Origin of the sequence: Falsiroseomonas sp., from assembly GCF_051860665.1 — a bacterium.
In the GTDB taxonomy this organism is placed as follows: domain Bacteria; phylum Pseudomonadota; class Alphaproteobacteria; order Acetobacterales; family Acetobacteraceae; genus Falsiroseomonas.
This window is the reverse complement of sequence record NZ_JBHYDM010000010.1, coordinates 16884-38399: the sequence shown is the minus strand read 5'-3', so window position 1 is coordinate 38399 and position 21516 is coordinate 16884. Positions and strand designations below refer to the sequence as shown.

Sequence of the window (21516 nt, the reverse complement as noted above, 5' to 3'; positions counted from 1 at the left end):
ATGGACGCGCTGCCGCCACCCGATGCGCTGACGCGGCTCGAGCGCCGTGTGGCCTGGGAGCTGGAGACGCTGGCCTATCCCGCGCGCCCCTGGGTGCGGCCGGTGACCCATCCCGAGGGCCCGGTGCTGGATGTGCTGGTGGTCGGCGGCGGGCAATGCGGGCTGGCCACCGCCTTCGCGCTGAAGCGCGCGCGCATCGAGAACATCGCCGTGCTGGAGGCGGAGCCCGAGGGCCAGGCCGGCGTCTGGACGCGCTTCGCCCGCATGCACACGCTGCGCACGCCCAAGCATGTGACGGGGCCGGAGCTCGGCCTGCCTTCGCTCTCCATCCGTGCCTGGTATGAGGCAAGCCATGGCGAGGCGGCCTGGGCGGCGCTGCACAAGATCGGGCGGCAGGATTGGCAGGCCTATCTCACCTGGCTGCAGCGCGTGCTGGCGCTGCCGTTGCGGCATGGCTGGCGCGTGACGGTCATCGGGCCGGAGGGCGACAGGCTGCTGGCGGTGCAGGCGGTTCACGCGGATGGCCGCGCGCAACGCCTTCTGGCGCGGCAGGTGGTACTGGCCACCGGGCTGGATGGCTGTGGCGCCTGGCAGGTTCCAACGATGATCGCGCAGGCGCTGCCCACCACGCACTACGCCCACACCGCGCAGAGCATCGATTTTGCCCGACTGTCCGGCCGCCGCGTGGCGGTTCTCGGCGCCGGCGCCTCGGCCTTCGACAATGCGGCCACGGCGCTGGAGGCCGGTGCGGCGCGCGTCGACCTGCTGGCGCGCCGGCCGGTGCTGCCCGCGGTGAACCCCAATCGCTGGATGGAGTTCTTCGGCTTCCTGCACCACTTCGCGGATCTGCCGGATCCGGAAAAATGGCGGTTCATGCAGACGCTCTTCGCGCTGAACCAGCCGCCCCCGCAGGAGACGTTCTCGCGCTGTGCGGCGCATGATCGCTTCTTCCTGCATCTCGGCGCGCCGCTGACCTCGCTCGGCATGACGGGTGACGCCATTCGGCTGGAGACGCCGCGCGCGACGGTGGAGGCCGACTTCCTGATCGTCGGCACCGGCCTGGTGGTGGATCTTTCCCTGCGCCCCGAACTTGCTTCCATCGCGAGCGAGATCGCGCTGTGGCGCGACCGCTTCGCGCCGGCTGCGGAAGACCGCTCGCTCGGCGCCTATCCCTATCTCAGCGACAGCTTCGCCTTCACCGCCCGAAGCCCCGGCGCGGCGCCCTGGCTCGCGCGGCTGCGCTCCTCCTCCTTTGCCGCCATGCCCTCCACCGCCTCCTCCGCCGGCATTTCGACGCTGCGGCCGACGGTGGAGCGCATTGTGCGCGGCATCGCCCGCGATCTCTTCATCGAACAGGCGGGCGCGGATTACGACTCCCTGCTCGCCTATGACGAGCGGGAATTGGTGGACCTGACCCTCGCCTCGGATGGAGCACGCGTATGGTGAAGGACGGCGCCGCGCATCTGCGCAGCCTGCGTGACGATCGCTGCATCTTCATTGATGGCCAGCGCGTGCAGGATGTGACCACCGACCCCGCCTTCGCCGGCGCCGTCGCCTCCGCCGCGTCGCTCTACGACTACCAGGCGCTGCACCCCGACGAGATGACCTTCGTCACCGAGACCGGCGCGCGCACGAACCTCGCCTGGTCGCTGCCGCGCAGCCATGCGGAGCTCGTCACGCGCCGCCGCGCCATGGAGCGCTGGGCGGAGCGGAGCTGCGGCATGATCGGCCGCTCGCCCGACCACGTCGCCTCCACCTTCGTGGGCTTCATGATGGGGCTGCACGCCTATGAGGCGCCGCGCGCCGCGGCGCTGGCGGACTATTTCCGCGAGGCGCGGGACGCGGATCGCTTCCTGTCCTATGTCATCGTCAATCCGCAGGCGGACAAGGCGAAATCCGCCAAGGATCAGCCGGGCGGCGGCCTGGTCGCCAGCGTGGTGGATGAGGACAGCCACGGCATCACCATCCGCGGCGCCAAGATGCTGGCGACCAGCGGCATCATGGCGAATGACCTGATGGTCTCCGGCTTCGCCGCCCTCGCCCCGGGCGACGAGGCCTTTGCCTTCACCGCCGTCACGCCGATCGCGACGCGCGGCCTGAAGCTGCATTCCCGCCGCAGCTATGAAGCCGCCGCCACCTCCGTCTTCGACTACCCGCTCTCCTCCCGCTTCGACGAGAACGATGCCGTGGTCGTCTTCGAGGATGTGAAGATCCCCTGGGACCGCGTCTTCGTCCACAAGGATCTGCGGATGGCCCAGGCGCAGTGGCATGAGACGCGGGCGCATGTGATGCAGAACTATCAATGCATCGTCCGCCTGATGGTGAAGCTGCGCTTTCTGCTCGGCCTGGCGCACAAGGTGGCGGAGACGAACGGCATTCTGGGCTTTCCGCAAACCCGCGAGACACTCGGCCTGCTGGCGGCAAAGTCGCAGAACATCGAGGCGCTGGTCGTCGCCATGGAAGCGGCGGGCGAGAACTTCCACGGCTATTTCGTGCCGAACCGCCCGATGCTCGTCACCGCGCAGGTCATCGCGCAGACCACCTATCCCGAATTCATCGAGGCGATCCGTGGCCTGGCCGGTGGCGGCGTCATCATGGTGCCGTCTTCCGCCGCGGATTTCGATAGTGGGGAGATCGAGGGGCTGATCCGCGCCGCGCAACGCTCACCCGTCACGGATAGCGAGGGGCGCGTGAAGCTCATGAAGCTGGCCTGGGACGCGATCGGCTCCGAATTCGGCTCGCGTCATCTGCAATACGAGATGTTCTATTCCGGCGCGCCCTTCGTGACCCGCGGCAACAGCTACCGCTTTCATGATTGGGCGCGGGAGACGGCCTGCGTGGAGAGTTTCATGAACAGCTACGCCTTGGACCGCAGCAAGCAGAAGGCCGCCGCCGAATGACGCCCGAGAAAATCCGTGCCAGCGCCTTCGTGGCACATGGCGATATCCGCATCGCGGGCGCCGCCACCGGCCCGCTCGCCGGACTCACTTTTGCGGTGAAGGACCTGTTCGATGTGGCGGGCACGCGCAGCGGCTGGGGCAATCCAGATCGGCTGCGCGATGCGCCCGTCTCGCTCACCACCGCCTCCGCCTTGCTGCCGGCGCTGGACGCCGGCGCGACACTGATCGGCAAGACGCATACGGATGAGATTGCGAGCGGGCTCTTCGGCGAAAATCCGCATTACGGCGCGCCGATCAACCCCCGCGCGCCGGATCGCGTGCCGGGCGGTTCCTCCTCCGGCTCCGCCGCCGCCGTCGCCGGCGGGCTGTGCGACTTCGCCTTCGGCACGGATACCGGCGGCTCCGTCCGCGTGCCGTCCAGCTTCTGCGGCCTCTACGGCATCCGCACCACGCATGGGCGCGTTTCCGTGGCGGGCGTCATGCCGATGGCGCCGAGCATCGACACGGTCGGCTGGTTCGCCCGCGATGCCGCGCTGCTGCGCCGCATCGGTGAGGTCTTCTTCGGCCCCCCGCCCGCCATCGCGCCGCGCCTGCTGATCGCGGAGGATGCCTTCGAGATTCCCGTGCCCACCCTGGGCACCGCGCTGCGCGATGCGGCGCGCGGATTGGGCGCAGCGCAAAGCGTGACGCTCTATGAGGAAGGCGCGGCCCATTGGCTCGACACCTTCCGGCCGCTGCAGCTCGGCGAACTCTGGACCACCCACGGTACCTGGGCGCGCGAGCCAGGTCGGCGCCTCAGCCCCGCGGTCGCGGACCGGCTGGAGCTTGCGGCCACCGTCACGCCGGACGCCATCGCAAGCGCCTGGCGCGAACGCGAACGCCTGACCGCGCGGCTGCATGCGCTGCTGGGGCGGGACGGCGTGCTTGTCATCCCGACAGCGCACGACCTGCCGCCGCTGCGCGATGCGCCCGTCTCCGCGCAGATGGCATTCCGCGACAGGACGCTGGCGCTGACCTGCGTGGCCAGCCTGTGTCGCCTGCCGCAGGTGAGTATTCCCGCCGGCACGCTGGATGGCATTCCCATCGGCCTGTCGCTGATCGGCGGGTCGTACCAGGATGCCGCGCTGCTGGCGGCCGCCGAGGCGCTGGGGGCGCGCCTCGCATGACGCTCCACCTCACCATCGGTGTCTCCGACTGCGACCGTGCCCGCGCCCTGGCCGAAGGCCGCGTGCCGATCGCGGGCGTGACGGCGGAGACCACCGTCATGCCGCTGCAGCCGCTGTTCAACCTGCAGATGATGCAGCACAGGTTCGACTGCTGCGAATTCCCCATCGCTACCTGGCTGCGGCATTTCGACAGACCACAGCAGGACTACGTCGGCATCCCTGTCTTTCCCTCCCGCCACTTCCGCTTCTCCTGCGTCTTCGTGAACAAGGCGAAGGGTCTGACGAAGCCGGCGAATCTCGCCGGCCGGCGCATCGGCACCATGGTCTGGGACATGGCCGCGGCCGTCTGGCTGCGCGGCATTTTCGAGGACCACTACGGCCTGCCCTGGCGGTCGCCGATCTACGTCAATGCCGGGCTGAACGAGCCGCGCGCTGGCGAGGATCACCCCCAGAAATACCCGGAGGGCGTCGCCATCGAGCATGTCACCGATCGCAGCCTGTCCGAGATGCTGGAATCCGGAGAGATCGACGCCCTCTACACCGCCCGCGCTCCCGACAGTTTTTTCAGCGCGCCCGACAAGGTCGGTCGCCTCTTCGCCGATCCGATGGCCGCCGAGCTCGACTATTTCGCGCGCACAAGAATCTTCCCGCCGATGCACCTCATCGCGGTGAAGCGCCACATCGTGGACGAGAATCCCTGGCTGCCGCGCGCGCTGTTCGATGCCTTCGTGGAATCCCAGCGCCTCGCGCGGCTGCGGCTGCATGACAGTGCGACGCTCGCCGTCGGCCTGCCCTTCCTGGCCCAGCAGCTGGAGGAGACGGAACGCCTGCTCGGCCCCGCCTTCTGGTCCACCGGCTTCGCCGCCAATCGCGAGGTCTTCGCCACGCTGATCCGCTACCTCCGCGCCGAGGGTCTTCTGGCCCGCGACCTGGCGCCGGAGGACCTGTTTCCCGCCTCCCTGCTGGAGACCTGAGCCATGGTCACCACCGATGACCGCGCGCAGCGGCTGCTTGAATCGGCCCAAAAATTCCGGGCGCCCTTCACGCTGGACCCGTCGCTCGCGCTGTATTCGCCACAGGACAATGTGGATGCACTGAAACATCCGCGCATCTCCGCCTGGATGCGCTTCATCGGCCAGGATTATGTGCCGAAGCTGCCCGAGGCCCGCGAACACGTGCTGCTGCTGCTGCCCTGCACGCGCACCAAGCCGTACATCCTCTCGACCGAGCATCGCCGCATCAACGCCGCGCTGCTCGCCGCCGGCTTCGTGCCCACCGCGCCGGCCGAGCCCCGTCTGCTGGCTTTCCGGACGTCGGAGGAGCCGGAGGCGCTGTTCAGCCTGGCGCCGCTGACAAACCCCTTGGGCGTGGTGGTGCATCGCGCGGTGATCAGCGAGCCGCTGGGCCTGGTGCCCTACGAACATATGCTGGACTGGCCGGGCGGCACCTCCCCCGCCGTGCTCTACGACGATCCCGGTCTGTTCGAGGAACGTGGCAATGCGGTCTCCCCCTGGCGCGCGGATTGCACCGCCGAGCGGGTTTCGGCCACGCGCTGGAAATGGGGGCCGGCGGAAAAGCGCGCCTATGTCGAGATGCACAATGCCATGGCGCAGGCCGTGGCGACGGCGCTGACGCGTTTCGGCGGGCTGTACGCGCGCCGCATCTCCTGGGTCGCGCCCGGGCTCACGCATCGCAGCTTCGTGGTGGCCAAGGCGGAGCGCGCGGCGCATGGCATCGTGGCGACGCGGCAGGTGGGGAGGGAGCGTCTTGCCCTGACCGGCGCGAATGACCTTCTGGCGCCGGAGCTTGCCCTCACCGCGCTGCCGACGCGGCGGCAATGCGCCGAGGCCCTCGCCCGCCTCGCCACGCGCCTCGGCCGCAGCCAGGCGGAGGCCGCCGGCCATTTCGGGCGCGGCGGCGGCGATGCCACGCCGCTGGCCCTGCCTGAATTGCTGGAGGATTTGCTGGCGGCGGTGCTGCCGCCCCAAAATTCCGCGAAGGCGGCGTAGCGGGGCGCCCCCTCACCCAACCCTCTCCCCCTCTGGGTGGAGAGGGCCTCGTAAGGAGACCCGATTAGGTCTCCAGCATCCGGCGCAGCAGCTCGACATCCTCGGCAAAGGCGCTGTCGGACTGCATCAGCTCCGCCACCCGGCTGACCGCATGCATCACCGTGGTATGGTCGCGCCCGCCGAAACGGCGGCCGATCTCGGGCAGCGACCGGCTGGTGAGCTGCTTGGCCAGGTACATGGCCACCTGCCGCGGCCGCGCCACGGCCCGCGCGCGGCGGGGGGAGGACATGTCGGTCAGGCGGATATTGTAGTGCTCCGCCACCCGCTTCTGGATCTCCTCGATCGTCACCCGGCGGTCATGCGCGCGCAGGATGTCGTGCAGCACCTCCTGCGCGCCTTCCAGCGTCACGGGGCGGCCGAAGAGATTGGCGTGGGCGATCAGCCGGTTCAGCGCCCCCTCCAGCTCCCGCACATTGGAGGTGATCTTGTGGGCCAGGAATTCCATCACCTTGGCCGGCACCGGCACACCCTGGGTCTGCGCCTTGGCCTGCAGGATGGAGATGCGCAGCTCATAGGTGGTGGCATGCAGGTCGGCCACCATGCCGCAGCCCAGCCGGGTGCGCAGGCGGTCCTCGATGCCGGAAAGGTCGGAAGGTGACTTGTCGGCGGATACAATGATCTGCTTGCCGGCATCGACGAGTGCATTAAAGGTATGGAAGAATTCTTCCTGTGTATTGTCCTTGCCGATCAGGAACTGCAGGTCGTCGATCAGCAGCACATCCACGCTGCGCAGGGATTCCTTGAACTCCATCGTGCTCTGGCTGCGCAGCGCGGCGATGAAGCGGTACATGAACTTCTCGGCGGACATATAGGCGACGGTCAGCGGTGGGCGGCCTTCCGCCATCGCATGTTCGCGGATCGCCCAGGCGCTGGCATGCATCAGATGGGTCTTGCCCAGGCCCACACCGCCATAGAGGAAGAGCGGGTTGAAGCCCGGGCTGGCCGGGCGTTCCGCCACGCGCCGCGCGCAGGCATGGGCGAATTCGTTCGGCTTGCCCACCACGAAGCTGTCGAAGGTGAAGCGCGGGTCGAGCGGCGCGGACCAGTCGCCGCGCGCCTCCCCGGCGCGCGGCTCCGCCGGGCGCCCCAGCGGCTCGGCCAGGCCCGAGGCCTCCACCGGCTCGGCCAGCTGGCGCGCCGTGATGCGCGCGGATTTGCCAGCCGTTTCCGTGGCTTCGGCAGGGCCTGCCACGGCCGCCGGCGGTTCCGCCACGGCCGCCGGCCGCGGCTCCGGCGCGCGGCTTTCCGGCATCACGCGGAAATCGAGACGGCGGATCGAGGGCAACTCCGCCTGCCACAGCGCGCGCAGGCGGTCGCCGTAATGGCCACGCACCCAGTCGCGCAGGAAGCGCGTGGGCAGCAGGATGATGGCTTCCTCGCCCTGCACCGCGGCGAGCGTCATCTGCCGCAGCCAGGTGCGGTACTCGACCTCACCCACCTCTTCCTTCAGCCTACCCCGGACTCGTGCCCAGACCTCCGCCAATTGTGTGGGGGAGGAAGGAGACGACGGGCCGACCGTATTCTCCATGTGATGCACCTGCCAACCTCGTGGGCCCTTGCGGGCGATGTGCATTTGACCGATCGGCTGCGGAGGATCCGGCCGCGAAGAGACAGGCGCGCGGCTCCGGGGGGATGAGCGCGACTGCCCCGAAGTTACCGCGACGCGCTTGGCCGGCGCAAATGATTACTGGGGGATTCGAAAATTGCTGCGCCACCAGCCCAAGTAGTCGCGCCAGCGAGACGCCGACATTTCACAACAGGAATGGCAAGCAGCCCACCGTTTCGGCAGGTTGCTTGTCTTTCGTCGCAAAATATTGGAAGGCGACTGCCCTGGACCCCGCCGCACCTGGCGGCGGGCCCGGCGGCCGGGTCAGGCCTGGGCGGCTGCGCCCAGGGCCTTGATGCGCGCCGAAAGCCGGGACAGCTTGCGGGCAACGGTATTGTCGTGGAACACGCCCTTGTCGGCGGCGCGCTGCAGCTCGGGCTGCGCGGCCCGGAAGGCTTCCTGCGCCACGGACTTGTCGCCGCCGGCGATGGCCAGCTCGACCTTGCGCAGGAAACCGCGCACGCGGGAGCGGCGCGCCCGGTTGCGCTCCGTGCGCTTCTCGGTCTGGCGGATGCGCTTGCGCGCGGAAGCCGTGTTCGCCATGGCGTCTTTATCTGACCAGTCAAAAGTTTCGGGGGCCGGTGGCACGCGCCACCAGCGAAGGCCGGGTTACTACCCTTTGCGGCGCGCGGGAGTCAATGCACGCCTTTCGCGAAGAACCTTGGCCCGCCACGCGCGCCCTGTCCTACCGGTTGCGGAAGGCCGCCTTCCGCTTCTCCGCAAAGGCGGCCATGCCTTCCTTCTGGTCCTCCGTCCCGAAGAGGGACTGGAACAGCCGCCGCTCCAGCCGCACGCCCTCGCGCAGCGTCGTCTCGAAGGCCGCATTCACCGCCTCCTTCGCCATGGCGACCGAAGGCGCGGAGAGGCTGGCGATCTTCTCGCCCATCTTCAGCGCCTCCGGCAGCAGGTCCGCCACCGGCACCACGCGGCACACCAGGTTGGCGCGCTCCGCCTCCGCCGCATCCATCATGCGGGCGGTCAGGATCATCTCCATGGCCTTGGACTTGCCGATGGCCCGCGTCAGGCGCTGGCTGCCGCCGGCGCCGGGGATGACGCCCAGATTGATCTCCGGCTGGCCGAATTTCGCATTGTCCGCGGCCAGGATCAGGTCGCACATCATCGCCAGTTCGCAGCCGCCGCCCAGCGCGAAGCCGGCCACGGCCGCGATCACCGGCTTCTGGATGCGCAGCACATCCTCCCACCGCTTGCCGATGAAATCGTCGAAATAGACCGCCGGGAAGTCGCGGTCCTTCATCTCCTTGATATCCGCCCCGGCCGCGAAGGCCTTTTCGGAACCGGTCACGACGATGGCGCCCACCGCCGGGTCCGCATCGAAGGCGCGCAGCGCCTCCCCCAGCTCCGTCATCAGCTGGTCGCAGAGCGCATTCAGCGCCTTTGGGCGGTTCAGGGTGATGACACCGACCCGGCCCTGCGTCTCGACCAGGATCATCTCATAGGCCATGCGCCATCTCCCCCGCTTGCCCTTAAGCGGTAGCGCACCCGGCGAAACCGCTCAACGCTGCGTCCGCGCGCAATAGAAGGTGCTGCGCCCGGACTGCACGATCCGCGAAACCCCCGCGCAGCCGGCGCCCGGCCCGGGGCAGAGCGGGCAGGGCTGGCCTTCCCGGTCATAGACGGAAAACCGGTCCTGGAACCGGCCCAGCTCCCCATCCGCCCGCACATAATCTCGCAGGCTGGACCCGCCGGCACCGATCGCCTCCTCCAGCACCGCCTTGATGGCCGGCGCCAGGCGCTGGGCCCGGGCACCCGGCACCGTCGCCGCCTCCCGCCGCGGGGAGATCCGCGCCCGGAACAGCGCCTCCGCCACATAGATATTGCCCAAGCCCGCCACCACGCGCTGGTCCAGCAGCGCCGCCTTGATCGGCGTCCGCTTCCCGGCCAGCGACGCCGCGAGGCTGGCTGCGGAAAAGGCCTCCTCCAGCGGCTCCGGCCCCATCCCGGCCAGCAGCTTGTGCGACTCCTCGCCCGCGGTCGGCACCAGATCGACGCTGCCGAAACGCCGCGGATCGACGAAGCCGACCCGCGTGCCGTCATCCGTTTCCATCACCAGGTGCTCATGCGCCTCCGGCGGCTGGTTGTGCCCGCGCGCATCGGAGAAGACGCCCTGCGGCCCCATGAAGGGCACCACCGGCCCCGCCACCGGCCGCGCCACCATCCGCCCGGACATGCCGAGATGGATCAGCAGGCTTTCGCCCCTATCCAGCCGCGCCAGCATATACTTGCCCCGCCGCCGGAACCCGGTGACCACCGCCCCCGTCAGCCGCCCAGCCAACCCCGCCGGAAAGGGCCAGCGCAGCCCCTCCCGCATCGTCTCCGCCCTCACGATGCGCCGCCCCTCGAGCACCGCCCGAAGGCCCCGCATCACCGTCTCCACCTCCGGCAATTCCGGCATTTTTTCCTCGGGCTGCCGCGGTCGTGAGGCACAGCGGGGCGCTGCATCTTGGGCGGGCGGTGCCATCTGTCATCGCGCTGGGGCGTGCTACTGGCAAGGCTGCCGCCAAAGGGGCAAGGTGCGACGATGAGCGACACAACCGATTTCGGCTTCCGCGAGGTGCCCCGCACCCAAAAGGCCTCCCTGGTGCGGGAGGTCTTCGAGAGCGTGGCCCCCCGCTACGACCTGATGAACGACCTGATGTCGCTGGGCATCCACCGCATCTGGAAGCGGATTTTTGTCAATTCCATCGCGGCCTCGCCGCGGGAGACGCTGCTGGACCTGGCGGGCGGCACGGGGGACATCGCCTTCGGGGCGCTGGCGCGCGGCGCCAGGCGGGTGATCCTCACCGATGTGAACCCGGCCATGCTGGAAGTGGCCCAGAAGCGGGCGCTGGACCGCGGCATCACCACCGGCCTCGACTTCGCCGTGGTGGATGCCGAGCACATCCCGTTGCCGGACCGCTCGGTGGAAAAGATCTCCATCGCCTTCGGCCTGCGCAACTGCACGGACAAGTCCGCGGTGCTGCGGGAGGCCCGCCGCGTGCTGCGCCCCGGCGGCCGCTTCCACTGCCTGGAATTCTCCAAGGTCGCGATCGAGCCCCTCGCGAAAGTCTACGATCTCTGGTCCTTCAAGGTACTGCCCGAGATCGGCGCCCGCGTCGCCAAGGACCGCGACAGCTACGAATACCTGGCCGAATCCATCCGCAAGTTCCCCGACCAGGAAACGCTGGAGGACATGATGCGCGACGCCGGGCTGGAGCGCGTCGCCCACCGCAACCTCTCGGGCGGCATTGTGGCCATCCACTCCGGCTGGCGTCTGTGACCGAACCGCGGGACCCGGATTTCCGGGCCCGCATCGAGGCCGCCTTCGCCACCCAGGGGCTGATGGCCACGCTGGGCGGCCGGCTGGTTGCGCTCAGCCCGGGCCAGTGCACCATCGAGGCCGATTTCGCCCCCGGCCTCACCCAGCATCACGGCCTGTTCCATGCCGGCGTGCTGACCACCCTCGCCGACAATGCCTGCGGTTTTGCCGCCATGAGCCTGCTGCCGCCGGGCGGCGAAGTGCTGAGCGTGGAGTTCAAGACCAGCTTCCTGCGCCCCGCCGCCGGCCTGGTCGCCGTGGCGCGCGGCGAGGTGGTGAAGCCCGGCCGCACCCTCACCTTCTGCCGCGCGGACATTTTTGTGCGCGATGCCGCTGGGGCGGAAACGCTGGTGGCGACCATGCTCGCCACCATGATGGCGGCGGCGCCCGAGGCCCGCTGAGCGCTACTCCAGCCGCAACCCGATACGCCGGATCACCGGCTCCCAGGTCGCGCGTTCCGCCGCCAGGTACTGTGCGAGGTGCGCGGGGCCGCTGGTGGCCGGCAGGGCGCCGATGCGGGCCAGGGCGCCGCGCACCTGGTCATCGGTCAGCGCCTCCGCCAGTGCCGAGGAAAGGCGCTCCAGAATGGCGGGCGGGGTGCCGGCGGGGGCCAGCAGCGCCTGGAAATTCCGCACCACCAGCGCCGGATAGCCGAGCTCCGCCGTGGTCGGGATGGCGGGCGCCAGCGGCAGCCGCGCATCGGCGGTGACGGCCAGCGCCCGCACCCGCCCCGTCTCCACCAGCGGCAGCAGGGCGGAGACATCGCCGAACAGCGCCTCGATCTTGCCGCCGACCAGGTCCGGCAGCGCGGCTCCGGTGCCACGATAGGGCACATGTTCCAGACGGATGCCGGCGAGCTCCGAAAACAGTTCCAGCGCCAGGTGCGGCGTGGTGCCGATGCCGGCGGAGCCCAGGTTCAGCATGCCGGGCCGGGCCTTGGCCAGCGCCACGAAGCCCGCCAGGTCCGCCGCCGGCAGGTCCTTGGTCACCGCCAGGATCTGCGGGCTGTCGGCGATCAGCGCCACCGGCGCCAGGGCGCGCAGCGGGTCCGGCGCATCCGCCGCGCCGGCCGCCGGCGCGATCACCAGCGGGCCGGGCGAGCCCACCAGCAGCGTATAGCCATCCGGCCGCGCCGCCGCGACGACGCGGGCGCCGACCAGCCCGCCGGCGCCGGCGCGGTTCTCCACCACCACCGCCTGGCCGAGCCGCCGACGCATGCCCTCCGCCACCGGCCGCGCCACATTGTCCACCGGCCCACCGGGCGCGAAGGGCACGATGAGAACGATAGGCCGCTGCGGCCAGCTTTCCTGCGCGCGCGCCACGCCGGGCGCCGCCAAGGACGCGCCCAGAATGCCGCGCCGAGTGATCCGCATGGCCCTTCTCCTCAGCGCCCCTTGAAGACGGGCTTCCGCTTCTCCGCGAAGGCGCGCAGCGCCTCCTGCGTATCCTCGGTCGAGGCCAGCGCCACGGTCTGCGACTGCTCGTAGCGATAGCCCTCATGCAGCGGCAGGTCCTCGGTCACCTGGAAACTCCGCTTCGCCGCGCGCACCGCCAGCGGCACCTTGCCCGCAATTTCCGCGGCGATGGCCTGCGCGGCTTCCACCACCTTCTCGCGCGGCACGCAGACCGAAGCCGCGTTCATCCGGTACAGCTCCGGCCCGGTGATGCGACGCGCCGTATAGATCATCAGCCGCGCATCGGATTCACCGAGATGCCGCCGCACATGCTTCACGCCGCCGGCGAGGCCCACATCGACCTCGGTCATCGACAGGAAGGATTCCTCGGCGACGACCAGGATGTCGCAGCACAGCGCCAGCACGCAGCCGGCGCCGATGGCGGCGCCATTCACCGCGGCGATCACCGGCTTCTCGCATTCCAGCACGCAGTCGAAGCCCGCGCGCACCAGGCGGTTGTGGCGCGGGAAGGCGCCCGGTGCGCTGCGATCCGGCCGGTCCTTCAGGTCCGCCCCGGCGGAAAACGTCTTGCCCGCGCCGGTCAGCACGATCGCGCGCACGTCCTCCCGGTCGTGCAGCTCGTCGAAGACGCGAACGATCTCCTCCCGGAAGGCGCCGTTCTGCGCATTCACCGGGGGGCGGTCGATGGTCACCGTCGCGACGAAATCCGCCACATCCAGGCGCAAAGTCGAAAAACTCATTCCACGCGTATCCCTGCCGCCTCGATCACCTGTTTCCACCGCGCGCTTTCCGCCCGGATGGTCTCCGCCAGCTGCTCGGGGGTGGAGGGTGTCGGCTCCTCCCCCAGGGCTTCCATGCGCGCGCGATAATCGGGGCGCGCGAGAATCGCCTGCACCGCCTCGCTCAGCTTCGCCACCACCGGCGCCGGCGTACCGCCGGTGGTCGCCAGGTAGTTGAAGGGCGCGGCATCGAAGCCCGGCAGCGTCTCCGCCAGCGCCGGCAGGTCCGGCGCCAGCGCGGAGCGCTCCGGCGTGGTGACGCCCAGGGCCCGCAGCTTGCCCTCCCGCGCCTGCGGCAGAAGGATGGAGAGCGTGTCCAGCGCCATGGTCACCGTGCCGCCCATCAGGTCGGTCAGCGCCGCGCTGGTGCCGCGATAGGGCACATGGGTGATCTCGATCCGCGCCAGGAATTTCAGCATCTCCCCCGCCAGATGCGAGGAGGAGCCGACGCCTGAGGAGGCGAAGGTCAGCTGCCCCGGCCGCGCTTTTGCGAGCGCGATCAGCTCCGCCAGGGTCGTGACCGGCACTTGCGGCCCGATGGCCAGAAGATTCGGGGCGCGCTTGATGCCGGAGATCGGCGCGAAATCCCGCACCGGGTCATAGGGCACGCTGCGCATGAGGTAGGGGTTCACGATCTGCGGCCCCGGCGTGCCGTAGAGCAGCGTATGCCCATCCGGCGCGGCACGGGCCACCGCCTGCGCGCCGATGGTGGCGCCGCCGCCCGGGCGGTTCTCCACCACCACGGGCTGGCCGAGCACCGCGCCCAGCGGCTCCGCCAGCATACGCGCGGAGGCATCGGCGGACCCGCCGGCCGCGAAGGGCACGATCATCCGCAGGGGGCGGCTGGGGAAGGTCTGGGCCAGCGCCGGTGTGGCCAGCAGCCCGGCCAGGCCGAGCGTCGTGCGACGGGTGAGATTCATTCCAGCGTGATCCCATGCGCGGTGATGACGGCGCGCCAGCGTTCCACCTCCTCCGCGATCTGCGCGGTGAGGTCCTGCGGTGTGCCGCCCAGCGGCTCCACCCCCAGCGCCGCGAAACGCGCGCGGATGGCGGGATCGGCCAGCACCCGGTTCATGGCGGCGTTCAGCGACGCGACGATCTCGGGCGGGGTGCGGGAGGGCAGCAGCAGGTAGTTGAAGGAGGCGTCGTGATAGCCCGGCAGCGTCTCCGCGATGGTCGGCAGCTCCGGCGCCGCCGCGGCCTTGTCCCGCGTGCTGACGGCCAGCGCGCGCAGCCGGCCATCCCGCACCAGCGGCAGCACGGCGGCGGCGGTATCCAGCACCATGTCGATGCGCCCCGCCATCACATCCTGCAGGCCGGGACCGGTGCCGCGATAGGGCACATGCAGCAGCTCGATCCCCGCCATCTGCGTCAGCATGGCGACGGCCAGATGGCCGGAAGAGCCGATGCCCGAGGTGGCGTAGGTGTAGGCACCGGGCCGCGCCTTCGCCAGCGCGATCAGTTCCGCCATGCTGCGGGCCGGAAAATCCAGCCGCACGGCAAAGATCTTCGGCGCGCGCATCAGGGCGACCAGCGGCGTGAAATCGCCCATGGCGTCATAGGCCATGTTGCGCATCATCAGCGGGTTCAGGATCTGCACCGCCGGCGGCGCATAGAGCATGGTCAGCCCATCCGGCTGCGATCGCGCCACCGCGACGGCGGCCACCGAATTGCTGCCGCCCGGGCGGTTCTCGACGATCACGGGCTGGCCGAATTGCGCGCCGAGCGGATCGGCCACGATGCGCGCCAGCGTATCCGCCGTGCCGCCGGGCGCCAGCGGTACCACGATGCGCATCGGGCGCGTTGGCGTCCAGCCTTGCTGGGCCTGGGCCAGGGTCGGCGCGGCCAGGGCGGCGCCGAGCAGATGGCGACGGGTGAGGCTCATTGCAGCCGGATTCCGCCGCGCTCGATCACCGGGCCCCAGCGGTCATGCTCCTCCCGCACCATGGCCTCCAGCGCCTGCGGCGTGCCGCCCAGCTTCTCGATGCCCAGCACCTCGAAACGGCTGGTCAGCGCGGGCGAGTCCAGGATCTCGTTCAGCACGGCGTTCAGCCGCGCGATGATTTCGGGCGGCGTGCCGGCCGGGGCCAGCAGGTAGTTGAAGCTGGCATCGTGGAAGCCGGGCAGGGTGCGGCCGATCGGCGGCAATTCGGGGGCGGCGGCGGCCGGATCCGCGGTGCTGACGCCCAGCGCCTTCATGCGGCCATCGCGCACCAGCGGCAGCAGCGTCGCGATATTGTCCATCATGAAGTCGACGCGCCCGGCCATCACGTCCTGCGTCGCCGGCGCCGTGCCGCGGAAGGGGATGTGCAGCATCTCCATCCCCGCCATCTGCCCGAACATCGCCGCGGCCAGATGGCCGGAGGAAGCGACGCCCGCGCTGGCATAGGTCAGCCCTTCCGGCTTCGCCTTGCCATGCGCGATCAGCCCCGCCACGTCCTGCGCCGGAAAATCCGGCCGCACGACCAGCAGTTTCGGCGCCCGCAGGATGGCGATGACGGGGGTGAAATCCCGCTGCGGGTCATAGGGCAGGCTGCGCATCAGATGCGGGTTCAGGATCTGCACATTCGGCGTGGCATAGAGCAGCGTCAGCCCATCCGGCGCCGCCCGCGCCACCGCCTGCGCGCCGATGGTGGTGCCGCCGCCCGGGCGGTTGTCGATGGTCACCGTCTGGCCGAGCGTGGTGCCCAGCGGCTCCGCCAGCAGCCGCCCCACGGTATCCGCCGCGCCACCGGGCGCGAAGGGCACCACCAGGCGCATCGGCCGCGCCGGCGCCCAATGGGACCCCTGGGCCTGTGCGCGGGCCGCGCCGGAAAGGCCCAGCGCGGCGCCGGACAGCAGAAGGGAACGTCGCTGCATGGCGCTCAATCCAGCTTGATGTTGTTGGTGCGCACGACCTCGGCCCAGGTGGTGGAAGTGGTGCGGATGAAATTGGCGAAATCGTCGGGATTGCTGCCGACCACGCGGCCGCCCTGGGCGATCAGCGCGTCCCGCGTCTGCGTGTCCCGCAGCGCCGCCTGCGCGGCCTCGGCCAGGATGCGCAGCCGGTCGGCGGGAATGCCGGAGGGACCGAGCAGCCCGTACCAGGTCTCGCTGATCATGCCCGGCACGCCGGCCTCGATGGCGGTGGGCAGGTTGGGCAGGATGCCGAGCCGTTCCTCCGCCGTCACCGCCAGGGCGGGCACGGACCCGCCCTGCACATGCGGCAGCAGCGCCGGCACATCCGCCGCCAGCATCTGGATGCGGCCCGCCAGCAGATCCGTCACCGCCGGCGCGGCGCCGCGATAGGGGATGTGCACGATGTCGATGCCGGCGCGGATCTTCAACAGCTCCCCGGCCATATGCAGGGAGGAGCCGACGCCGGCGGAGCCGAAGGACAGGGCGCCGGGCCGCGCCTTCGCCATGGCGACGAATTCCGCCAGGTTCTTCGGGCCGAGGTTGGGCGCGATGGCGATGATCTGCGGCACCGCCAGCACCTGGGTGATGGGCGCCAGGTCCTTCTGCGCGTCATAGGGCATGGTTGCCTGCAGATGCGGCAGGATGACGATGGCGCCGGAGCTGGCCATGACGATGGTATGCCCATCCGGCCGCGCCTTGGCCGCCGCATCCACGCCGATGGCACCACCCGCGCCGGCACGCGCTTCCACCACGATCGGCTTGCCGAGGCGTTCCGACATCACCCGCGCGGTGACCCGCGCGATCAGGTCCGCGGGGCCGCCGGCGGCGAAGGGCACGATCATGCGGATCGGCTGGTCCGGGAAGGCGGCCTGGGCACGGGCCAGGCCTGGCGCGGCCAGCGGCAGGGCGAGGGCACCGAGTGCGGCGCGGCGGGTGATGTTCATTGTTTTCGTTTCCTCCATGTCGATTGTCCCGGCGTCAGTCTTGGCGCGCCGGGTGTCTTGGGGGCCGGGTCACGCTGCGGCCTCCGGCAGGGTAAACAGGCCACGCTCCGGCGCCGTCAGCGGCGGCACCTCGCCCTCCGGCAGCGGGATGCCATGCGCGTTCAGCGTCATGGAGACCATGGTGTAGTAGCCCACCAGCGCCGTCAGCTCGACCACGCCGCGCACGCCGAAGGCCTCGACAGCCTCGGCATAGATCGCATCCGGCACGCGGCCTTCCTGCTGCAGGCTGCGCGCGAATTCATAAACGAGACGTTCATCCGCCTTCTCGAAGACCGGCGCGTGACCTTCGCGCATGGCATCCAGGATCGCGGGCGAAATGCCATTCTGCTCGGCGGTGCGGGCATGCACGAACCACTCCACCTGCGCGCTCCAGCGGCGGCCGGTGACGCAGATGGCCAGCTCCGAAAGCCGCTTCGGCAGGCTGGTGGAGAAGCGGAGCGATTCGCCCAGCGCGGACCAGCGCCCGGCGAGTTCCGCATTGTGGATGGCGGCCCGCAGCGGCCCGATCACCTGGCCGCGCGGGCCGGAGACCACCTTGTCCCAGACCTCGCGCTGCGCCGCGTCCAGGTCTTCGCGGCCGGGGAGGGGAATTCGAGGCTTCATGTCACGCCACTTTCGGCCAGGGCCGCTCGCGCGGCGTCATCCAAACCCAGTTCCGCCAGAACCTCCGCCGTGTGCTGGCCGAGCAGCGGGGGCGGGCGGTTGAATTCCAGCGGGGCATCCTGCAGGCGGATCGGGCTGACCACCTGCGGCACTTCGCCATGCGGATGCGGCAGTTTGCGGAGCATCTGGCGATGCACCACCTGCGGATCCGCGAAGACGTCCGGCACGGTATTGATCGGCCCGCAGGGCACGCCTGCCGCATCCAGCAGCGCGGTGAGCTCGCTGCGGGTGTACTCGGCAAAGCGTTCGGTCAGCAGCGGCGTCAGCAGGGATTCGTTCTTCACGCGATCGGCGTTGCGGATGAAGCGCGGATCGGTCGCCCAGTCCGGCCGGTCGATGGCCTGACACAGCTTGACGAACTGCCCGTCATTGCCGACCGCCAGCACGACAAAACCGTCCGCCACCGGAAACACATCCTGCGGCTGGATATTCGGGTGCCGGTTGCCCGCCCGCTGCGGCACGCGGCCGCCGACAAAATGGTTCATCGCCTGGTTGGCGAGAAACGCCGCCTGCACGTCGAGCATGGCGAGGTCGATGGTCTCCCCCTGCCCGGTCTCCGCCCGCCGCGCCACGGCGGCCAGGATGGCGACGGTGGCATACATGCCGGTCATCAGGTCGACGATCGGCACGCCCACCTTCTGGGGCGGCGTTTCGGGCGCGCCGGTCACGCTCATCAGCCCGCCCATGGCCTGGATCATGAAGTCATAGGCGGCCTGGTCGGCGCGCGGCCCGTCCTGGCCGAAGCCGGTGACGGAGCAGCAGATCAGGCTGGGTTTCAGGGCGCGCAGCGTCGCGGCATCCAGCCCGTATTTTGCGAGTGCGCCGGCCTTGAAATTCTCCACCACGATATCGGCGGTCTGCGCGATCTGCCGCACCACCGCCTGGCCCTCGGGCCTGGTGATGTCGATGGTGACGGAGCGCTTGCCGCGATTGACGGCCAGGAAATAGCCGGCCTCCTTCGTCGGCTTGCCGTCCGAATCCTTCAGGAAGGGCGGCCCCCAAGCGCGCGTGTCGTCGCCCACGCCGGGGCGCTCGATCTTGATCACGTCGGCGCCGAGGTCGGCGAGGATCTGCGTGGACCAGGGCGCCGCCATGATGCGGCCGAGGTCGAGGACCCGCAGATGCGAGAGCGGGCCCATCAGCCCTCCGTCACCAGCGTGGCCTGCATCGAAGGACGCTTCTCGAATTCCGCATGGAAGGCGGCGAAGCGCGGGCAGTTCGCGCGCCAGTCGAGATCGGCGAAGCGGAAATCGAGGTAGCTGCCGAGCACCGCGAAGGTGAATTGCGCGAGGCCACGCGGCACGCTGTCGATCTCGGCCTCCACCGCGGCCAGCGCGGCCCTGGTCTTCACCGCGAAGGCATCCATCATCGGCTGCAGCGGCTGCGCGCGGTCCCGCTCGTTGCGCCAGAGGATCAGCAGGTCCAGGAAGCCGGTGCCCAGGGCATGGCGGCGCAATTCCAGGAAACGCGCCGGACCTTCGGTGGGGATCAGCCGCGGGCCGCCATGCAGCGTGTCGAGATATTCGCAGATGACATAGCTGTCGTAGAGCACGCTGCCGTCTTCCAGGCGCAGCGTCGGGATCTTGCTCAGCGGGTTTTCCGCCATCAGCCCGGCATGCGGCGCCAGCATGGCGACCGGCGTGCGGGTGGTGGTGATGCGGTCCGCCAGGCCGGTCTCATGCGCGAAGATCATCACCTTGCGCACGAAAGGCGAGCGCGGCGACCAGTGCAGCAGCATGGACACTTTGTTTCCTCCGAACCGGCTTAGGTCAGCTCTATGACCTTAAGCCGGTTCGGCACCTCCCGTCTATCCCCGCGTGGCGTCGTGGTGCGGCCGGCCGGCCCGGAAGGCGCCGATGCCGTCCACGATCATCCGCACGATATCGACGCGCGTCTCCCGGGTGAGGGAGGCGTAGTGCGGCGCCACCACCAGGTTCGGCGCCGCCAGCATCGGCGGGTCGGGCACCGGCTCGGACTGGAACACATCGGTGCCGGCACCGCGGATGGTGCCGTCCCGCAGCGCCGCCACCAGCGCCGCCTCCTCCACCACCGAGCCGCGGGCGATATTGATCAGGAAGCCCGCCGCCCCGAGCTTCTGCAGGATCGCGGCATTCACGATGCCCGCCGTCTCCGCCCCGCCGGGGCAGCACATCACCAGCACATCGGATTTCTCGGCCAGTTCGGCGATGGAGGGCACATAGGCCCAGGGCGCCTCCGGCTTCGGGCGGGGGCCGGACCAGAGCACCTTCATGCCGATGCCCTGCGCCCGCCGCGCCACCGCCGCGCCGATCCGGCCGAGCCCGAAAATGCCGCAGGTCTTGCCGAAGAGCCGCGTGCCGCTCTCCGGCCGCCCCTTGGCCCAGGCGCCGGAACGCACGAAGGTATCCGCATAGACCACGCGCCGGGCGATGCCGTAGAGCAGGGCGATGGCATAGTCCGCCGTATCCTCGGTGAGCACATCGGGCGTGTTCAGCACCGCGCAGCCGGCGGCGCGCGCCGCATCCAGGTCGATCCGGTCCAACCCCGTTCCGGTGCTGGCCAGCAGCTTCATCCCCTGGATGCGGGAGAACATCGCGGCATCGCAGCCCGCCATGGCGCTGGTCACGCCGATCCGGAAGCCGGTCACCGGCCCCGCTGGTTGGCTGGACAATTCCACCAGCCGATGCCCTTCCGCCTCCAGCGCCTGCCGCAGATCGGCGGGCACCGCGGTCATGACCAGAAGGGATTCGCCTTGAGTGGCTTGCATGGAACGCGTCCTATGGGGCTATGATGCCAGAAAGGCCAGAGTAATGACCTTTTTGGGGAAGGAAAGCCCGTCCGCCATGCCGATCACCCAGGAGGCCGTGAAGACGCTCTCCGCCCAGCTCTACGACTGGTCCCTGCGCCGCGTGCCCGACGACACCAAGGACGCGCTGCGCCGCGCCCGCGCCACCGAGACGCATGAGGGGGCGCAGCGGGTGCTGGAGATCATGCTGGGCAGCGCCATGCGCGCCGAGCAGACCGACCGCTTCGTCTGTTCAGACGCCGGCGTGCCGGTGTTTCGCGTGACGATCGGCGCCCAGGCGCGCTGGGAGGGTGACCTCAAGGCCGCCATCGTGGAGGGCTTCGACGAGCTCGTCGGCCGCATCCAGCCGCCGCTGCTGAAGCATGTGACGAACCCGCTGACCAACGAACGGGGCTACAAGGGCAAGGACATGCCCCTGGTGACCTGGGAGATGGAATCCGGCGTCGACTGGATCGAGATCGCCTGCCAGCCCAAGGCATTGGGCTCCGGGCGCTGGGCCCAGGCCGAGACCTTCAGCTTCCCGAGCCTCGCGGATATCGAGGCCTATGTGATGCGCGCGGTGATGCAGGCCGGCTCCCAGCACTGCCCGCCGGTGATCATCGGCGTCGGCATCGGCGGTTCCCTCGACGTCGCGGCGAAGATCGCCAGCAAGGCCACCTATCGCCCGATCGGCAGCGTGAATCCGGAGCCGGTGCTGGCGGCGATGGAGGAACGCCTTTTGCGCGCGGTGAATGCCACCGGCTTCGGCCCCATGGGCACGGGCGGCGACACCACCGCACTCGCCGTGCATGTCGACTACAGCGCGGGCCATGGCTACACGCCCGTCGCCGTCTGCTTCAACTGCTGGATCAACCGCCGCACCCGCGCGCGCATCCATGCGGATGGAACCGTGGAGCGCATCGAATGACCATTCGT

At 69.9% G+C, this 21516-nt stretch carries 22 protein-coding genes; 8 read left to right on the top strand and 14 right to left on the bottom strand.

Annotated elements, in window-relative coordinates; all coding sequences use genetic code 11:
• From ACTIF1_RS12550 to ACTIF1_RS12530, 5 genes are read left to right on the top strand one after another with little or no spacing between them, the layout of a single operon-like run.
• The gene (locus ACTIF1_RS12550) at positions 1-1446 is read left to right on the top strand and encodes an NAD(P)-binding domain-containing protein (protein ID WP_439596765.1); all 1446 of its coding nucleotides are present in this window, start codon (positions 1-3) and stop codon (positions 1444-1446) included.
• Complete coding sequence (locus ACTIF1_RS12545; RefSeq protein ID WP_439596764.1) at positions 1440-2900, top strand: 4-hydroxyphenylacetate 3-hydroxylase family protein; 1461 nt, start codon at positions 1440-1442, stop codon at positions 2898-2900. Before ACTIF1_RS12550 ends, ACTIF1_RS12545 begins: the two co-directional genes overlap by 7 nt.
• Positions 2897-4066, top strand: a complete 1170-nt coding sequence (locus tag ACTIF1_RS12540) for an amidase (protein ID WP_439596763.1) — start codon at positions 2897-2899, stop codon at positions 4064-4066. Before ACTIF1_RS12545 ends, ACTIF1_RS12540 begins: the two co-directional genes overlap by 4 nt.
• Positions 4063-5040, top strand: a complete 978-nt coding sequence (locus ACTIF1_RS12535; RefSeq protein WP_439596762.1) for a hypothetical protein — start codon at positions 4063-4065, stop codon at positions 5038-5040. Before ACTIF1_RS12540 ends, ACTIF1_RS12535 begins: the two co-directional genes overlap by 4 nt.
• 3 nt (positions 5041-5043) lie before the next feature.
• On the top strand, positions 5044-6075 hold the full coding sequence (locus tag ACTIF1_RS12530; RefSeq protein WP_439596761.1) for a hypothetical protein: 1032 nt from the start codon (positions 5044-5046) through the stop codon (positions 6073-6075).
• 64 nt (positions 6076-6139) lie between these two features.
• Here ACTIF1_RS12530 and dnaA read toward each other — a convergent pair whose 3' ends face one another.
• The 4 genes from dnaA to mutM all read right to left on the bottom strand — a co-directional run bounded on the left by dnaA (position 6140) and on the right by mutM (position 10154).
• The gene (gene dnaA / locus ACTIF1_RS12525) at positions 6140-7663 is read right to left on the bottom strand and encodes a chromosomal replication initiator protein DnaA (RefSeq protein ID WP_439596760.1); all 1524 of its coding nucleotides are present in this window, start codon (positions 7661-7663) and stop codon (positions 6140-6142) included.
• Positions 7664-8005: 342 nt separating this feature from the next.
• Positions 8006-8284: a 30S ribosomal protein S20 gene (rpsT, locus tag ACTIF1_RS12520; protein WP_439596759.1), complete on the bottom strand. Its 279-nt coding sequence runs from the start codon at positions 8282-8284 to the stop codon at positions 8006-8008.
• Positions 8285-8426: 142 nt separating this feature from the next.
• The gene (locus ACTIF1_RS12515) at positions 8427-9203 is read right to left on the bottom strand and encodes an enoyl-CoA hydratase (RefSeq protein WP_439596758.1); all 777 of its coding nucleotides are present in this window, start codon (positions 9201-9203) and stop codon (positions 8427-8429) included.
• 51 nt (positions 9204-9254) lie between these two features.
• Complete coding sequence (mutM, locus tag ACTIF1_RS12510) at positions 9255-10154, bottom strand: bifunctional DNA-formamidopyrimidine glycosylase/DNA-(apurinic or apyrimidinic site) lyase (RefSeq protein WP_439596757.1); 900 nt, start codon at positions 10152-10154, stop codon at positions 9255-9257.
• A 126-nt stretch (positions 10155-10280) separates the two neighbouring features.
• On the opposite strand from mutM, the gene ACTIF1_RS12505 reads away from it, so the two are divergent.
• Positions 10281-11018 (top strand): class I SAM-dependent methyltransferase, encoded by a 738-nt coding sequence (locus ACTIF1_RS12505; protein WP_439596756.1) that lies wholly within the window; start codon positions 10281-10283, stop codon positions 11016-11018.
• Positions 11015-11458 (top strand): PaaI family thioesterase, encoded by a 444-nt coding sequence (locus ACTIF1_RS12500; RefSeq protein WP_439596755.1) that lies wholly within the window; start codon positions 11015-11017, stop codon positions 11456-11458. The genes ACTIF1_RS12505 and ACTIF1_RS12500 overlap by 4 nt, the downstream gene beginning before the upstream one ends.
• 3 nt (positions 11459-11461) lie before the next feature.
• Here ACTIF1_RS12500 and ACTIF1_RS12495 read toward each other — a convergent pair whose 3' ends face one another.
• From ACTIF1_RS12495 to ACTIF1_RS12450, 10 genes are all read right to left on the bottom strand, one after another.
• On the bottom strand, positions 11462-12430 hold the full coding sequence (locus ACTIF1_RS12495) for a Bug family tripartite tricarboxylate transporter substrate binding protein (RefSeq protein ID WP_439596754.1): 969 nt from the start codon (positions 12428-12430) through the stop codon (positions 11462-11464).
• Positions 12431-12441: 11 nt separating this feature from the next.
• Positions 12442-13212 (bottom strand): enoyl-CoA hydratase/isomerase family protein, encoded by a 771-nt coding sequence (locus tag ACTIF1_RS12490; RefSeq protein WP_439596753.1) that lies wholly within the window; start codon positions 13210-13212, stop codon positions 12442-12444.
• Positions 13209-14171: a Bug family tripartite tricarboxylate transporter substrate binding protein gene (locus ACTIF1_RS12485; RefSeq protein WP_439596752.1), complete on the bottom strand. Its 963-nt coding sequence runs from the start codon at positions 14169-14171 to the stop codon at positions 13209-13211. Before ACTIF1_RS12485 ends, ACTIF1_RS12490 begins: the two co-directional genes overlap by 4 nt.
• The gene (locus ACTIF1_RS12480; RefSeq protein ID WP_439596751.1) at positions 14168-15136 is read right to left on the bottom strand and encodes a Bug family tripartite tricarboxylate transporter substrate binding protein; all 969 of its coding nucleotides are present in this window, start codon (positions 15134-15136) and stop codon (positions 14168-14170) included. Before ACTIF1_RS12480 ends, ACTIF1_RS12485 begins: the two co-directional genes overlap by 4 nt.
• Positions 15133-16110 carry a Bug family tripartite tricarboxylate transporter substrate binding protein gene (locus tag ACTIF1_RS12475; RefSeq protein WP_439596750.1) on the bottom strand — a complete coding sequence of 326 codons (978 nt, stop codon included), beginning with the start codon at positions 16108-16110 and terminating at the stop codon, positions 15133-15135. The genes ACTIF1_RS12480 and ACTIF1_RS12475 overlap by 4 nt, the downstream gene beginning before the upstream one ends.
• A gap of 5 nt (positions 16111-16115) precedes the next feature.
• Entirely contained in the window at positions 16116-17093 is a 978-nt protein-coding gene (locus tag ACTIF1_RS12470; protein ID WP_439596749.1) for a Bug family tripartite tricarboxylate transporter substrate binding protein, read from the bottom strand.
• Between the two features lie 69 nt (positions 17094-17162).
• Positions 17163-17756, bottom strand: coding sequence for a carboxymuconolactone decarboxylase family protein (locus ACTIF1_RS12465; protein WP_439596748.1), 594 nt, complete (start codon positions 17754-17756; stop codon positions 17163-17165).
• A complete protein-coding gene (locus ACTIF1_RS12460) occupies positions 17753-18955 on the bottom strand; it encodes a CaiB/BaiF CoA transferase family protein (protein ID WP_439596747.1) in 1203 nt (400 codons plus the stop codon). The genes ACTIF1_RS12465 and ACTIF1_RS12460 overlap by 4 nt, the downstream gene beginning before the upstream one ends.
• A complete protein-coding gene (locus tag ACTIF1_RS12455) occupies positions 18955-19554 on the bottom strand; it encodes a glutathione S-transferase family protein (protein ID WP_439596845.1) in 600 nt (199 codons plus the stop codon). The genes ACTIF1_RS12460 and ACTIF1_RS12455 overlap by 1 nt, the downstream gene beginning before the upstream one ends.
• 69 nt (positions 19555-19623) lie before the next feature.
• On the bottom strand, positions 19624-20562 hold the full coding sequence (locus ACTIF1_RS12450) for an NAD(P)-dependent oxidoreductase (protein WP_439596746.1): 939 nt from the start codon (positions 20560-20562) through the stop codon (positions 19624-19626).
• 76 nt (positions 20563-20638) lie between these two features.
• On the opposite strand from ACTIF1_RS12450, the gene ACTIF1_RS12445 reads away from it, so the two are divergent.
• Entirely contained in the window at positions 20639-21508 is an 870-nt protein-coding gene (locus tag ACTIF1_RS12445) for a fumarate hydratase (RefSeq protein WP_439596745.1), read from the top strand.
• Positions 21509-21516: the final 8 nt, after the last annotated feature.